The organism is Bacillus sp. PS217 (assembly GCF_037963535.1).
In the GTDB taxonomy this organism is placed as follows: Bacteria; Bacillota; Bacilli; order Bacillales; family Bacillaceae; genus Bacillus; species Bacillus subtilis.
Map to the genome: position 1 here is coordinate 310,998 of NZ_CP150157.1, position 14,315 is coordinate 325,312.

Annotated in this window: 13 protein-coding genes and 1 other annotated feature; all 13 genes read left to right on the forward strand. The window is 48.0% G+C overall.

Annotated features, from left to right (window positions below; translation table 11 throughout):
- The first annotated feature begins 7 nt into the window (after positions 1–7).
- The 13 genes from glnL (at position 8) to NSQ83_RS01860 (ending at position 14,301) form a co-directional block, all read left to right on the forward strand.
- The gene (glnL, locus tag NSQ83_RS01800; RefSeq protein ID WP_339238923.1) at positions 8–952 is read left to right on the forward strand and encodes a glutamine utilization two-component system response regulator GlnL; all 945 of its coding nucleotides are present in this window, start codon (positions 8–10) and stop codon (positions 950–952) included.
- A gap of 226 nt (positions 953–1,178) precedes the next feature.
- A complete protein-coding gene (gene kdgD, locus NSQ83_RS01805; protein WP_014475678.1) occupies positions 1,179–2,105 on the forward strand; it encodes a 5-dehydro-4-deoxyglucarate dehydratase in 927 nt (308 codons plus the stop codon).
- A 29-nt stretch (positions 2,106–2,134) separates the two neighbouring features.
- Positions 2,135–3,601 carry an alpha-ketoglutaric semialdehyde dehydrogenase GucD gene (gene gucD, locus NSQ83_RS01810; RefSeq protein WP_204551418.1) on the forward strand — a complete coding sequence of 489 codons (1,467 nt, stop codon included), beginning with the start codon at positions 2,135–2,137 and terminating at the stop codon, positions 3,599–3,601.
- Positions 3,602–3,685: 84 nt separating this feature from the next.
- The gene (gudP, locus tag NSQ83_RS01815; RefSeq protein ID WP_198879033.1) at positions 3,686–5,053 is read left to right on the forward strand and encodes a glucarate transporter GudP; all 1,368 of its coding nucleotides are present in this window, start codon (positions 3,686–3,688) and stop codon (positions 5,051–5,053) included.
- A gap of 36 nt (positions 5,054–5,089) precedes the next feature.
- Positions 5,090–6,457 (forward strand): glucarate dehydratase, encoded by a 1,368-nt coding sequence (gudD, locus tag NSQ83_RS01820; protein WP_109962837.1) that lies wholly within the window; start codon positions 5,090–5,092, stop codon positions 6,455–6,457.
- Positions 6,458–6,526: 69 nt separating this feature from the next.
- Positions 6,527–7,228 carry a FadR/GntR family transcriptional regulator gene (locus NSQ83_RS01825; RefSeq protein WP_046664303.1) on the forward strand — a complete coding sequence of 234 codons (702 nt, stop codon included), beginning with the start codon at positions 6,527–6,529 and terminating at the stop codon, positions 7,226–7,228.
- A 91-nt stretch (positions 7,229–7,319) separates the two neighbouring features.
- A complete protein-coding gene (garD, locus tag NSQ83_RS01830) occupies positions 7,320–8,852 on the forward strand; it encodes a galactarate dehydratase (protein WP_046664302.1) in 1,533 nt (510 codons plus the stop codon).
- A 278-nt stretch (positions 8,853–9,130) separates the two neighbouring features.
- Positions 9,131–10,051 (forward strand): macrolide 2'-phosphotransferase MphK, encoded by a 921-nt coding sequence (gene mphK, locus NSQ83_RS01835; RefSeq protein ID WP_046664301.1) that lies wholly within the window; start codon positions 9,131–9,133, stop codon positions 10,049–10,051.
- 56 nt (positions 10,052–10,107) lie between these two features.
- Positions 10,108–10,355: a binding site (T-box leader), on the forward strand.
- 96 nt (positions 10,356–10,451) lie between these two features.
- Entirely contained in the window at positions 10,452–10,613 is a 162-nt protein-coding gene (gene rtpA, locus NSQ83_RS01840; protein WP_003234807.1) for an anti-TRAP regulator, read from the forward strand.
- 20 nt (positions 10,614–10,633) lie between these two features.
- The gene (locus tag NSQ83_RS01845) at positions 10,634–11,572 is read left to right on the forward strand and encodes a DMT family transporter (RefSeq protein ID WP_198879034.1); all 939 of its coding nucleotides are present in this window, start codon (positions 10,634–10,636) and stop codon (positions 11,570–11,572) included.
- A gap of 96 nt (positions 11,573–11,668) precedes the next feature.
- Entirely contained in the window at positions 11,669–12,349 is a 681-nt protein-coding gene (ycbL, locus tag NSQ83_RS01850; protein ID WP_198879045.1) for a two-component system response regulator YcbL, read from the forward strand.
- A gap of 1 nt (position 12,350) precedes the next feature.
- Positions 12,351–13,286: a two-component system sensor histidine kinase YcbM gene (gene ycbM, locus NSQ83_RS01855; protein WP_198879035.1), complete on the forward strand. Its 936-nt coding sequence runs from the start codon at positions 12,351–12,353 to the stop codon at positions 13,284–13,286.
- A gap of 91 nt (positions 13,287–13,377) precedes the next feature.
- Complete coding sequence (locus NSQ83_RS01860; RefSeq protein ID WP_128992367.1) at positions 13,378–14,301, forward strand: ABC transporter ATP-binding protein; 924 nt, start codon at positions 13,378–13,380, stop codon at positions 14,299–14,301.
- The last annotated feature ends 14 nt before the right edge of the window (positions 14,302–14,315 follow it).

Below are 14,315 nucleotides of genomic sequence, written 5' to 3' on the forward strand. Positions count from 1 at the left end.
AAAAGCTATGCGTTTTTTTATTGCAGATGATGACCGTGCGGTGCGGTCAATTTTAAGGCAGATCATTGAGGACGAAGATCTCGGGGAGGCTGCTGGTGAAGCAGACGACGGAAGCCAAGTGGAAGGGCATATGCTGCAATTTAAGCAGATTGATATTTTATTAATCGATCTGTTAATGCCCGGAAGAGACGGCATTGAGACGATTCGTCAGATCCAGAATACGTACTCCGGCAAAATCGTAATGATCTCTCAAGTGGAGGCGAAGGAAATGGTCGGGGAAGCGTACTCGCTCGGCATCGAATATTTTATCCATAAGCCGATTAACCGCATTGAAATTGTCACGGTTCTTCAAAAGGTGAAGGAGCGGATCGAGCTTGAACACTCGATTGGAGCCATTCAGCATTCTCTAAGCCGGCTTGTCAATCGGACTGAACGGAAAGCGCGTCCCCAGCAGAAGAGTGACAGCGGTTTAAAAGAGGCAGGAACATTCCTGTTGTCCGAGCTGGGCATGGTGGGAGAAGGCGGCGCACATGATCTCATGGCGGTCCTGCAGTATTTAGCAGAACACGAGCAATCCGAGCCGCACGAAAAACAAAGCCCTTCGCTAAAACAAATATTCACCCAAGTAGCGGTACGGAAGCTGGGGACAGGGGCCTCACAGACGGAAGTCAATCGCGAAATGAAAGCCTCGGAGCAGCGTATCCGCAGAGCGATTATCCATTCGCTGCACCATTTTGCATCACTGGGGACAACTGATTTTTCGAATCCAAAATTTGAAACCTATGCGTCGAAATTCTTTGATTTTCCGGTAGTCAGCCAGAAAATGAAAGAACTCCAATCCAAGGATGCAAAACCTCTCGCCCCTGCTAGAATAAATATGAAAAAATTCATCCACGTGTTTTTTTTGGAAGCAAAGCTTTTGCATGAGACGATGAAACAAAGAAGGATATAAACCAAACAGCCGGCTGACCAGGCTGTTTTTTTGCTGCGCAGAATCCCGGCCGGACAGTGATTTACCGCTTTTTTATAAAATATCAGAAAATAAAGATATTGACTTATTGTTTATTTGTCTTACAATTAAACAAAAGGATATATGGGAAGGAGCGGATGTGAAAGAAAAATTAATAATAGCGCTTACAGATAGAGGCTGTATACACAAATAACAGGAGGTTATGTTGATGAGCCGTATCAGAAAAGCACCCGCTGGAATTTTAGGTTTTCCGGTTGCTCCTTTTAACACACAAGGAAAACTGGAGGAAGAAGCTCTTTTTCAAAACATTGAGTTTTTGCTGAATGAGGGCTTGGAAGCGATATTTATCGCTTGCGGGTCTGGTGAATTCCAATCTCTCAGCCAGAAGGAATATGAGCAAATGGTGGAAGTCGCAGTCTCGGCAGCCGGAGGAAAGGTGCCGGTCTACACGGGGGTGGGCGGCAACCTCAGCACAGCGCTTGAATGGGCGCAGCTGTCGGAGAAAAAAGGCGCCGACGGCTACTTGATTCTGCCTCCGTATTTGGTGCATGGCGAACAGGAGGGGCTGTACCAGTATGCGAAAACGATTATTGAAAGCACTGACTTGAACGCGATTCTTTATCAGCGCGATAACGCCGTTCTCTCTGTTGAACAGATCAAACGTCTGACCGAATGTGAACAGCTTGTCGGTGTTAAAGACGGGGTAGGAAATATGGATTTGAATATCAATCTCGTCTATACGATCGGCGACCGCTTGGGATGGCTCAACGGAATGCCGATGGCTGAAGTGACGATGCCGGCTTATCTGCCGATCGGGTTCCACTCTTACTCTTCAGCGATTTCAAATTATATCCCACATATTTCGCGAATGTTCTATGATGCATTGAAAAACGGAAATGACGAGCTGGTGAAGGAACTCTATCGGCATGTGATTCTGCCGATCAACGACATTCGCAAACAACGAAAAGGCTACGCCGTATCCTTGATTAAAGCCGGTATGGAAATCATGGGTTTGAATGTAAGGAATACAGCCAGACCGCCTGTCGGCCCGGTTGAAAAAGATCATTATCAGCAATTGGAAGCAATTTTGAAGCAGGCGGCTGACCGTTTTCCGAAAAAAGCCGCGACGGTTTGACCAGAAAAAACACGAAAGGGGCAATGGGCATGTCTGTGATCACGGAACAAAACACGTACCTCAACTTTATTAACGGAGAGTGGGTTAAGTCTCAATCAGGCGATATGGTCAAGGTCGAAAACCCTGCCGATGTGAATGATATTGTCGGATATGTACAGAATTCAACGGCTGAAGATGTGGAACGTGCCGTCGCCGCCGCCAATGAAGCCAAAACGGCTTGGAGAAAGCTGACGGGTGCCGAGCGCGGCCAATACTTATACAAAACAGCGGATATCATGGAGCAGCGCTTGGAGGAAATCGCCGCCTGTGCAACGCGTGAAATGGGGAAAACATTGCCGGAAGCGAAGGGAGAAACAGCCCGGGGGATTGCCATTCTGCGTTATTACGCCGGAGAGGGCATGCGAAAAACGGGTGACGTCATTCCGTCTACTGACAAAGACGCGCTCATGTTTACCACCCGTGTTCCGCTCGGTGTGGTCGGCGTGATTTCTCCGTGGAACTTCCCAGTGGCGATTCCGATTTGGAAAATGGCGCCGGCATTGGTATACGGCAATACCGTTGTCATCAAACCGGCGACAGAAACAGCTGTGACATGCGCGAAGATCATTGCCTGCTTTGAGGAAGCGGGGCTCCCGGCAGGGGTCATCAATTTGGTGACAGGCCTGGGTTCTGTTGTCGGGCAGGGGCTTGCTGAGCATGACGGTGTAAACGCCGTTACGTTTACCGGTTCGAATCAAGTCGGAAAAATCATCGGGCAAGCCGCTTTAGCGAGGGGAGCCAAGTACCAGCTTGAGATGGGCGGCAAAAACCCTGTCATCGTAGCTGATGACGCTGACCTTGAAGCTGCGGCAGAAGCAGTCATAACAGGGGCCTTCCGTTCAACCGGCCAGAAATGCACCGCGACAAGCCGTGTCATCGTACAAAGCGGAATTTACGAGCGCTTTAAAGAAAACCTGCTCCACCGCACAAAAGATATTACAATCGGAGACAGCTTAAAAGAGGATGTCTGGATGGGACCGATTGCCAGCAAGAATCAGCTTGATAACTGCCTGTCATACATTGAGAAAGGCAAACAGGAGGGGGCTTCCCTTTTAATAGGAGGAGAAAAGCTGGAGAACGGAAAGTATCAAAACGGCTATTATGTTCAGCCTGCCATCTTTGACAATGTGACATCTGAGATGACAATTGCCCAGGAGGAAATTTTCGGTCCGGTGATCGCCTTGATCAAGGTGGACTCGATGGAGGAGGCGCTGAACATCGCCAATGATGTGAAGTTCGGTTTAAGTGCATCCATTTTCACGGAAAACATCGGCCTAATGCTTTCTTTCATTGATGAAATCGATGCCGGACTGGTTCGGATCAATGCAGAAAGCGCAGGTGTTGAGCTGCAGGCGCCTTTTGGCGGCATGAAGCAGTCGAGCTCCCACTCCCGAGAACAGGGTGAGGCAGCGAAGGACTTTTTCACAGCGATTAAAACCGTTTTTGTGAAGCCGTAATGGTGCTGGAAAGAGGCATGCGTCTCTTTCCCGGCTTTATCACAGCCAGCATATGATTCTCTACTTTGAAAAGGAGAAGATACTATGAAAAAAGACTTTGCGAATGTTACACCGGCGGGCAAAAAAACGTCCGTGCGCTGGTTCATCGTGTTTATGCTGTTTCTTGTGACCTCTATTAACTACGCGGATCGAGCGACGCTTTCCATCACCGGAGATTCCGTCCAGCATGATTTGGGATTGGACTCGGTCGCCATGGGATATGTCTTTTCTGCCTTTGGCTGGGCCTATGTCATCGGACAGCTTCCGGGCGGCTGGCTGCTGGACCGTTTTGGTTCAAAGACTATCATTGCGTTAAGCATCTTTTTCTGGTCGTTTTTTACGCTGCTGCAAGGGGCGATTGGCTTTTTCTCCGCCGGCACAGCGATTATCCTGCTGTTTGCACTGCGTTTTCTGGTTGGTTTATCAGAAGCGCCTTCATTTCCCGGAAACGGCAGAGTTGTTGCCTCATGGTTTCCAAGCTCCGAGCGCGGGACAGCTTCAGCCTTTTTTAATTCAGCACAATACTTCGCAATCGTCATTTTTTCTCCTTTAATGGGCTGGCTTACCCACTCTTTCGGCTGGCATTCCGTCTTCGTTATCATGGGTATTGCGGGCATTCTTCTGGCTGTCATCTGGCTAAAAACGGTGTATGAACCGAAAAAACACCCAAAGGTTAATGAAGCTGAGCTTGCGTACATCGAACAGGGCGGCGGGCTGATTTCCATGGATGACAGTAAAAGCAAACAAGAAACAGAATCGAAATGGCCGTATATCAAACAGCTGTTAACGAACCGCATGCTGATTGGCGTGTACATCGCGCAATACTGTATTACGACTCTCACCTATTTCTTTCTCACATGGTTTCCGGTATATTTGGTTCAGGCCCGCGGCATGTCTATTCTTGAAGCTGGGTTTGTCGCTTCCCTGCCGGCGCTGTGCGGATTTGCCGGCGGCGTGCTTGGGGGCATTGTGTCAGACATCTTGCTCAAAAAAGGCCGTTCACTTACCTTTGCTAGAAAAGTGCCAATCATTGCCGGCATGCTGCTGTCTTGCAGTATGATTGTCTGCAACTATACAGATTCAGCGTGGCTTGTCGTTGTTATTATGTCGCTTGCGTTTTTCGGAAAAGGCTTCGGCGCATTGGGCTGGGCTGTCGTGTCGGACACGTCTCCGAAAGAATGTGCAGGATTAAGCGGCGGTTTGTTCAACACTTTCGGGAATATTGCCTCAATTACAACACCGATTATTATCGGATACATTGTCAATGCCACTGGATCTTTCAATGGCGCGCTTGTGTTTGTCGGCGCTAACGCGATTGCGGCGATCCTCAGCTATTTGCTGCTGGTCGGGCCGATCAAACGGGTCGTGTTAAAGAAACAAGAACAAGGCCCTGATCAATCGTTGCCTGTCTAATATTTATGAAAGCGCTTTATAAAGGGAGGAAAATGCATGAGTTCACCGATACAAGAGCAGGTTCAAAAAGAGAAAAGATCGAATATTCCATCAATTTCTGAAATGAAGGTGATTCCTGTTGCGGGACATGACAGCATGCTGCTGAATCTAAGCGGAGCACACAGCCCGTTTTTTACCCGGAATATCGTAATCTTAACGGACAGCAGCGGAAATCAGGGAGTCGGCGAGGTGCCTGGCGGAGAGCATATTCGCCGCACACTGGAGCTGTCAGAGCCGCTTGTTGTCGGAAAATCTATCGGTGCGTACCAAGCGATATTGCAAACGGTCAGAAAGCAGTTTGGCGATCAGGACAGGGGAGGGCGAGGAAACCAGACGTTTGATTTGCGCACCACTGTGCACGCCGTCACCGCACTGGAAGCGGCTTTGTTAGATTTGCTTGGAAAGTTTCTTCAGGAACCGGTCGCGGCTTTGCTGGGCGAAGGGAAGCAGCGTGATGAAGTAAAAATGCTCGGTTACCTCTTTTACATCGGCGACCGAAAGCGGACGACCTTGCCGTATCAAAGCGATGAGCAGTCAGATTGTGCGTGGTTCCGTCTGCGCCATGAGGAAGCGCTGACGCCGGAGGCCATTGTGCGTCTTGCCGAATCCGCACAGGAGCGTTATGGCTTTCAGGATTTCAAGCTGAAAGGCGGGGTGCTGCGGGGAGAAGAGGAAATCGAAGCTGTTACCGCATTATCGAAACGTTTTCCAGAGGCAAGGATCACTCTTGATCCGAACGGGGCATGGTCATTAGAGGAAGCTATTGCATTATGCAAAGGAAAGCAAGATGTGCTCGCATATGCGGAAGATCCGTGCGGGGATGAGAATGGCTACTCCGCTCGTGAAGTAATGGCTGAATTCCGCCGCGCGACAGGGCTTCCGACTGCGACAAATATGATTGCGACTGACTGGCGGGAAATGGGTCACGCGATTCAGCTCCATGCGGTCGATATACCGCTGGCTGATCCGCATTTTTGGACGATGCAAGGGTCGGTGCGGGTTGCGCAAATGTGCCATGATTGGGGTTTGACATGGGGCTCGCACTCCAACAACCACTTTGATATTTCCCTTGCGATGTTTACCCATGTGGCAGCAGCGGCTCCGGGGCGGATCACGGCGATTGATACCCATTGGATCTGGCAGGACGGGCAGCGATTAACGAAACAGCCTTTTGAGATTTCTTCTGGCTGTGTCAAGGTGCCGGATAAGCCTGGACTAGGCGTCGATATTGATATGGAACAAGTGGAAAAAGCGCATGAGATCTATTGGAAAATGAATTTAGGCGCACGGAATGACGCGATCCCAATGCAGTTCCTGATCAGCAACTGGGAATTTGACCGGAAGCGTCCATGTCTTGTGCGATAAGTTTGATTGTAAATATTGTCATATCCGCTATTTTGTCTTACAATTGAACAACTGAAGGGAGAGTTGTTCGTGTACGAAGGTTTAGAAGATTTGAAAGTCGATACAGTCAATCGGAAAACATTAGCCAAGCAGGTCATCGAACGGATTGTCCATTTATTATCGAGCGGACAGTTGAGGGCCGGAGACAAATTGCCGACAGAAATGGAACTGATGGACATTTTGCATGTCAGCAGGCCGGTGCTACGGGAAGCACTCAGTTCACTTGAAACGCTGGGCGTCATTACGAGAAAAACACGAGGGGGCACATATTTCAACGATAAAATCGGCATGCAGCCATTTTCCGTCATGCTTGCTTTGGCCACTGATAATCTTCCGGCTATCATTGAAGCGCGGATGGCGCTAGAACTCGGACTCGTGACAATTGCCGCGGAAAAAATCAATGAGGAAGAGCTTCAGCGTTTGCAGAAGACGATCGACGATATTGCCAACAGCACTGACAATCATTATGGTGAAGCGGATAAAGAGTTCCATCGAATTATTGCGTTAAGCGCCAATAACCCCGTCGTTGAAGGGATGATTCAGTCCCTGCTGATCACCCATGCGAAAATTGACAGCCAAATTCCGTACAGGGAGAGAGATGTAACGGTCGAATATCACAAAAAAATCTACGACGCCCTTGCCAAAAGAGATCCGTACAAAGCACATTACCACATGTATGAACATCTGAAATTTGTCCGTGACAAAATTCTAAAAGGAATGGATGATAAATAATGGTGAGCAACCGCAGTTGAAACGTAAGAGCTGCGGTTTTTTTAAAACCAATTTAGAAAACGCTTACTAAGTTATGAGGAGTGATTTTCATATGGCGATGAACCTCAGGAAGAACCAAGCGCCCCTTTACATCAAAGTGCATGAAATAGATAACACCGCGATTATTGTAAATGATGGAGGACTGCCAAAGGGCACTGTTTTCTCATGCGGGCTCGTACTTGAAGAGGATGTTCCTCAAGGCCATAAGGTGGCCCTCACCGATCTTAATCAAGGGGACGAGATCGTGCGTTACGGAGAGGTGATCGGATTTGCTGATGAGACGATCAAACGCGGGAGCTGGATACGGGAAGCCCTCGTGAGAATGCCCGCTCCTCCGGCGTTAGACGATCTTCCTCTCGCAAACAGGGTGCCGCAGCCGCGCCCGCCTCTTGAAGGCTACACGTTTGAAGGATACCGGAATGCGGATGGCAGTGCGGGGACAAAAAATATCCTCGGCATCACGACAAGTGTTCAATGTGTTGTTGGCGTTTTGGATTATGCAGTCAAACGAATAAAAGAAGAGCTGTTGCCGAAATACCCAAATGTCGATGACGTTGTGCCGCTGCATCATCAATACGGATGCGGCGTGGCGATCAATGCGCCCGACGCTGTCATTCCGATCCGCACGATTCAAAATCTTGCGAAGCATCCGAACTTCGGCGGAGAAGTAATGGTAATCGGATTGGGATGTGAAAAGCTCCTCCCGGAAAGAATTGCCTCCGAAAATGATGATGACATTCTATCGCTCCAGGATCACCGAGGTTTTGCGGCGATGATCCAATCCATTTTGGAAATGGCGGAGGAACGGTTAATCAGGCTGAACAGCAGAACCCGGGTGTCATGCCCTGTTTCGGATCTGGTTATCGGCCTGCAATGCGGCGGCAGTGATGCGTTTTCCGGCGTGACGGCGAACCCTGCCGTGGGGTATGCGGCTGATTTATTGGTTCGCGCAGGTGCAACGGTTTTGTTTTCTGAAGTGACAGAGGTGCGGGATGCCATTCATTTATTAACGCCGCGGGCTGTCAGTGAAGAGGTCGGACAATCACTGATCAAAGAGATGAAGTGGTATGACAGCTATCTTCGGCGGGGAGACGCAGACCGAAGCGCAAACCCGTCACCAGGCAATAAAAAAGGCGGATTATCCAATGTGGTGGAAAAAGCGTTAGGCTCGGTAGCGAAATCAGGCACAAGCCCCATCTCCGGCGTGCTCGGCCCTGGTGAAAGAGCAGAGCAAAAAGGCCTGCTGTTCGCGGCGACACCGGCAAGCGATTTTGTGTGCGGCACCCTGCAGCTGGCTGCGGGCATGAATCTGCAGGTGTTTACGACAGGAAGGGGAACACCATACGGCCTGGCTGCTGCGCCGGTGCTGAAAGTATCGACGCGGCATTCCTTATCAGAGCATTGGGCTGATTTAATCGATATCAATGCCGGCCAAATCGCGACAGGAGAGGCCAGTATCGAAGACGTAGGCTGGGAAATCTTCAGAACGATTTTGGATGTGGCAAGCGGCCGAAAACAAACGTGGGCAGACCGTTGGGGCCTTCATAATGATTTGTGCTTGTTTAATCCTGCTCCAGTGACTTGATTCATTTTTTTATAGCGATTAGATGGAATATGATGTAAAATACAATTAACGTATAGGAAACGGAGGGGTTACAGCATGGCATTCATTAGATTCCGAGTGACACGAATTCAATAGTGAGCAACTCTCGCCTGAATGCGGGAGAATCGGGATGAATCCGCCTATGTATGAGCCCTTATATGGTTATTAAAAAAGAGGGTGGCGATGCCTGCCTTCTTTTTTCTGCCTCCAAACATCCCCTCTCTCTCCTTCAGGGCGGAGCATGAGAAAGGGGAAATGGGATGACAAACCTTACCGAAAAACAGATGATCACGGAGATTGTCGGGCTTGCACGCAGCCAAGGTTTGACGGTTCATTCTGAGAACGCGCAATTGAATGAAACCGGAATGGACTTTCAAGTTGTATTTGCCAAGGACGACACAGGTATGCCATGGGTGCTGCGAAAACCGCGGCGAAGTGATGTTGTGGAAAGAGCATCTGCAGAAGGCATAACGCTTGCCTTTCTCCGCGCGAATCTGACTGCTGATGTGCCGGATTGGAGAATTCATACACCGGAATTGATCGCTTACCCAATGTTAAAAGGAACGCCGGCTGCTGGAATTGACTTGGAACAAAAGCAATATGTATGGAATATGGATCATCAGCCGCCGTCAGACGACTTTGTCCGCACACTTGCTGGCATACTGGCTGAATTACATGGCACGGATCAAATATCTGCTGGGCAATCCGGAATAGAAGTGATAAGGCCAGAAGATTTCAGGCAAATGACAGCAGACTCTATGGTTGATGTGAAGAATAAGCTTGGCGTATCTACGACGCTTTGGGAAAGATGGCAAAAGTGGATAGATGATGATGCATACTGGCCGGGTTTCTCTTCTTTGATACACGGCGATCTCCACCCGCCGCATATCCTTATCGATCAAAATGGACGTGTCACAGGACTTCTGGATTGGACAGAAGCGAAGGTTGCTGACCCAGCCAAGGATTTTGTTCTTTATCAAACCATTTTCGGAGAAAAAGAAACTGCCCGTTTGCTTGAATACTATGATCAAGCAGGCGGCCGAATATGGGCAAAAATGCAGGAACACATTTCAGAGATGCAGGCGGCGTATCCGGTGGAAATCGCCAAGCTAGCTCTGCAAACACAGCAGGAGGAACACATCAATATGGCGCTGGAAGCACTTGGTGTAACATCGGATTAAGAATTGACTTCGTTTCATGAACCGAGTATTATAAACTCTACAAATAATAGAACGGATTAACAATCGTGAGGAAGAGCAAGTACGCATCAGAATGGAGGTTCAGAGAGTCGGTGGCAGGTGTGAACCGATCCTCCCCTGATGCCGAATGGGCTTCTGAATTGCTTTGCTGAACGGATAGTAGGCGATGCCGGGTTTCTCTCCCCGTTACCAAGAGAGGAGTATCGAAACATAGGTTTTCTGTACTTAGAGTGAACGGCTGTATAGCTGTTAATAAAGGTGGTACCACGAGACCCTCGTCCTTTGCATAGGACGGGGGTTTTTGTGTTTCTTAAAGGAGGTGACGGCCAATGGACGATGGCTGGTGGTGGCATAGCAGATGAGTTAGAAAGGAGGATATCAAATGGTCATTGCAACTGATGATCTTGAGGTCGCATGTCCTAAATGTGAAAGAGCGGGAGAAATCGAAGGAACACCTTGCCCGGCCTGCAGCGGAAAAGGTGTTATTCTGACTGCTCAAGGATATACGCTTCTGGATTTTATCCAAAAGCATTTGAATAAGTAAAGGAGAAAAGCTGAGCTGAGATGAGAGCAGAAGAGCAGAGTAAGATTCGTGAGGCCGCAGCAGGTACGATTTTTTTGCTGATCGGAACAGTTTGTTTTGCGTCTAAATCGATTTGGATAAAATGGGCATACCAAATGGGTGCTGAGCCAGATGCCGTGCTGCTATACAGGCAGCTGCTGGCTGTTCCGCTGTTTTGGCTGATTTTTTTAATATACCGTCCTCCAATGCCAGACGGTAAGAAAAAAGGAGACCTATGGAAGGCTTGTGGCGCGGGAGTGTTTTGTTTTTTTCTGTCTCCCTTGCTTGATTTTATCGGGCTGAACCATGTATCCGCAATGGTTGAACGTATATTGCTGATGAGCTATCCGTTGTTTGTGTTTGGATTCACCGCGTGTCGTGACCGGAAAATGTCCTCAATTCAGGACCTTTTCGCAGTTCTGGCGGTCATGTTTGGGCTTTTCTTGGCGCTGGGCGGCTGGAATGCTGAGCTTTTCCAGGCGAATATGATTGGAGCTGTATTCATTTTGTTATCTTCGGCCGTCTATGCTGGTTATCTTGTCCTTTCCGGGCATCTCGTCCATCAAATCGGGGGGATCCGTCTCAATGCATACGGGATGACAGCTGCTGGAGCTGCCATGATGCTTTACACAGGGATAAAATCGGCGGCTGGCATGAATACGCCAATGGCAGCATATCCGCTTTCTATGTATGGTTTGTTCGCGGTAATTGCAGTCGTTACCACAGTGATTCCATTTGTGCTAATGCTTGAGGACATAAAACGAATCGGGGCACAGCGAGCCGCCGCCATTTCAATGCCAGGGCCTATCCTGACGATTTTCTATGGAGCTTTATTTCTCGGTGAACGACTCGGGCTCATTCAAGTCATTGGATGCGCTGCCGTATTCTTTGTCATTACGGGCATGGAATACAGGAAGCTGAAAATAGGAAAAAAAGAATAATTTTTATAAAACACACACGTTTTTCAATTACAATAAGTGTAATTACGTGTGTGTTTTTTGATTTTGTAAAGGTTAGGTGAGAAGATGCAGCGCATATTGCTTGTAGAAGACGACCACTCAATCAGTGAAATGGTGGATCATTATTTAACAAAAGAAGGCTTTGGAATTGTGCATGCTTTCGACGGAGAAGAGGGCATCCGGCTGTTTCAGCAGGATTCATACGATTTGGTCCTCCTTGATATCATGCTCCCGAAGCTGAACGGCATGGATTTTCTGAAAATCATCCGGGAAAAAAGCAATATACCGGTCTTAATGATTTCGGCAAAAGACGGAGATGTGGACAAGGCATTGGGACTTGGCTTTGGGGCGGATGATTATATCGCCAAACCGTTTTCGATGATTGAGCTGACAGCCAGAGTAAAAGCCGCGATACGGCGGGCAACGCAATATTCGGCAGAGGAGCCGGCTGTGAAGAAGGTGATCCAGATTCACCAGCTTGCGATAGATATAGACAATGTTTCCGTTTTGAAAAACGGAGAGCCGCTCCAGCTGACGTCAACAGAATGGCAGCTGCTGTGCTTATTTGCATCAAATCCTAAAAAAGTGTTTACGAAAGAACAAATCTACCGTTCCGTTTGGAATGAAGAGTACTTTGATGATCAGAACATCATTAACGTACATATGCGGCGGCTCAGAGAAAAGATTGAGGATGACCCCTCCTCCCCTCAATATATTAAAACGTTATGGGGCATCGGTTATAAATTAGGAGAGTTTTAGAATGACAGTGCTATGGGTGGCCGCTGTCATCGCTCTGGCGTGTCTGAATGTGATTCAATTCATAATGAAAAAGAAGCGGGACGGGAATCTGGCTTACACGGCTGACCAGCTTAGCTACATGCTCAGCCGGGATTCGGCAGGACAAATTTTGCTTCCTACAGACGATCATGCGCTCAAAAGCTTGCTTGTTAATATCAATCTTATCGTTGAGAATCGTCAGCAGATCAGCGCCCAATTTGCCAAAACAGAGCAATCCATGAAGCGGATGCTGACCAATATGTCGCACGACCTGAAAACGCCGTTAACGGTCATTCTCGGTTATATCGAAGCCATTCAAAGTGACCCGAACATGCCGGAAGAAGAGCGGGAAAGATTGTTGGGGAAGCTCCGCCAGAAAACAAATGAACTTATTCAGATGATCAACTCCTTTTTTGATTTAGCGAAATTAGAATCTGAAGATAAAGAGATCCCGATTACCAAAGTACATATGAACGACATATGCAAACGAAATATCCTGCACTATTATGACACTGTTCAGTCAAAAGGCTTTCAAGCAGCCATCGATATCCCGGATACGCCGGTGTATGCGCAGGCGAATGAAGAGGCTCTGGACAGAATCCTGCAAAACCTATTGTCCAATGCGATTCAATATGGCGCGGCCGGCAAGTTAATCGGGCTGACGCTGTCTTATGATGAGAGGAACATCGCCATCACCGTATGGGATCGCGGAAAAGGGATTAGTGAAACCGATCAGCAGCGGGTGTTTGAGAGGCTGTACACACTTGAAGAATCCAGAAATAAAGCATTTCAAGGAAGCGGACTGGGTTTAACCATCACAAAAAGGCTTACAGAAAAAATGGGAGGCACCATATCCGTCCAAAGCAAGCCGTACGAACGGACTGCATTTACGATCACCTTGAAACGCATGACATATTAATCGTAAGAATTTCTTAAGGTTTGAGAAATAAAAATGACAGGGCTCGCCGCTACAATAGAAAACAGGAAAAGAGAGGGAAGGAGAAACAAAGTTGACTTATATCGTACAAACAAACGGGCTGACCAAAACATATCAGGGCAAAGAGGTCGTATCCAATGTCAGCATGCATATTAAAAAAGGTGAAATCTATGGCTTTCTCGGCCCGAACGGCGCGGGGAAAACAACCATTATGAAAATGCTGACGAGCCTTGTCAAACCGACAAGCGGTGAAATCATCATTCTTGGGAACAAGTTCACCCACACGTCATATGAGGTTCTGGGGAACATCGGCAGCATGATTGAATATCCGATTTTTTATGAAAACCTGACAGCTGAAGAAAATTTAGATCTGCATTGTGAATATATGGGATATCACAATAAAAAAGCCATACAAGAAGTGCTGGATATGGTGAATTTAAAACAAATCGACAAAAAACCCGTCAAAACCTTTTCCCTCGGGATGAAGCAGCGCCTTGGAATTGCGCGTGCCATCCTCACGAAGCCGGACCTGCTTATTCTGGATGAGCCGGTGAATGGTCTTGACCCTCTCGGCATTAAAAAGATCAGGCATTTGTTTCAAGTGCTGAGCAAAGAGTACGGTATGACGCTGCTGATCTCAAGCCACCTGCTGGGTGAAATCGAACAAATTGCGGACACGATCGGCGTCATTCGGGACGGCAGGCTGCTTGAAGAGGTATCAATGGAGGATGTCAGGGGCCAGAACACTGAATACATCGAGCTTGTTACATCGAATCAGACAAGGGCATGCTTTGTGCTGGAGAAAGAGCTGCAATTAACCAACTTTAAAATATTAAATGAGAAAACGATTCGAATTTACGAGGCTGAAGCCTCTCAGGCTGCCATATCCAAAGCATTGATTTTAAATGATGTAGACATTGAATCAATGAACAAAAAGTATACGTCGCTGGAGGATTATTTTATCAAATTGATCAACGGCAATAGCATCAGTGCGTAAAGGAGGAGAGACAC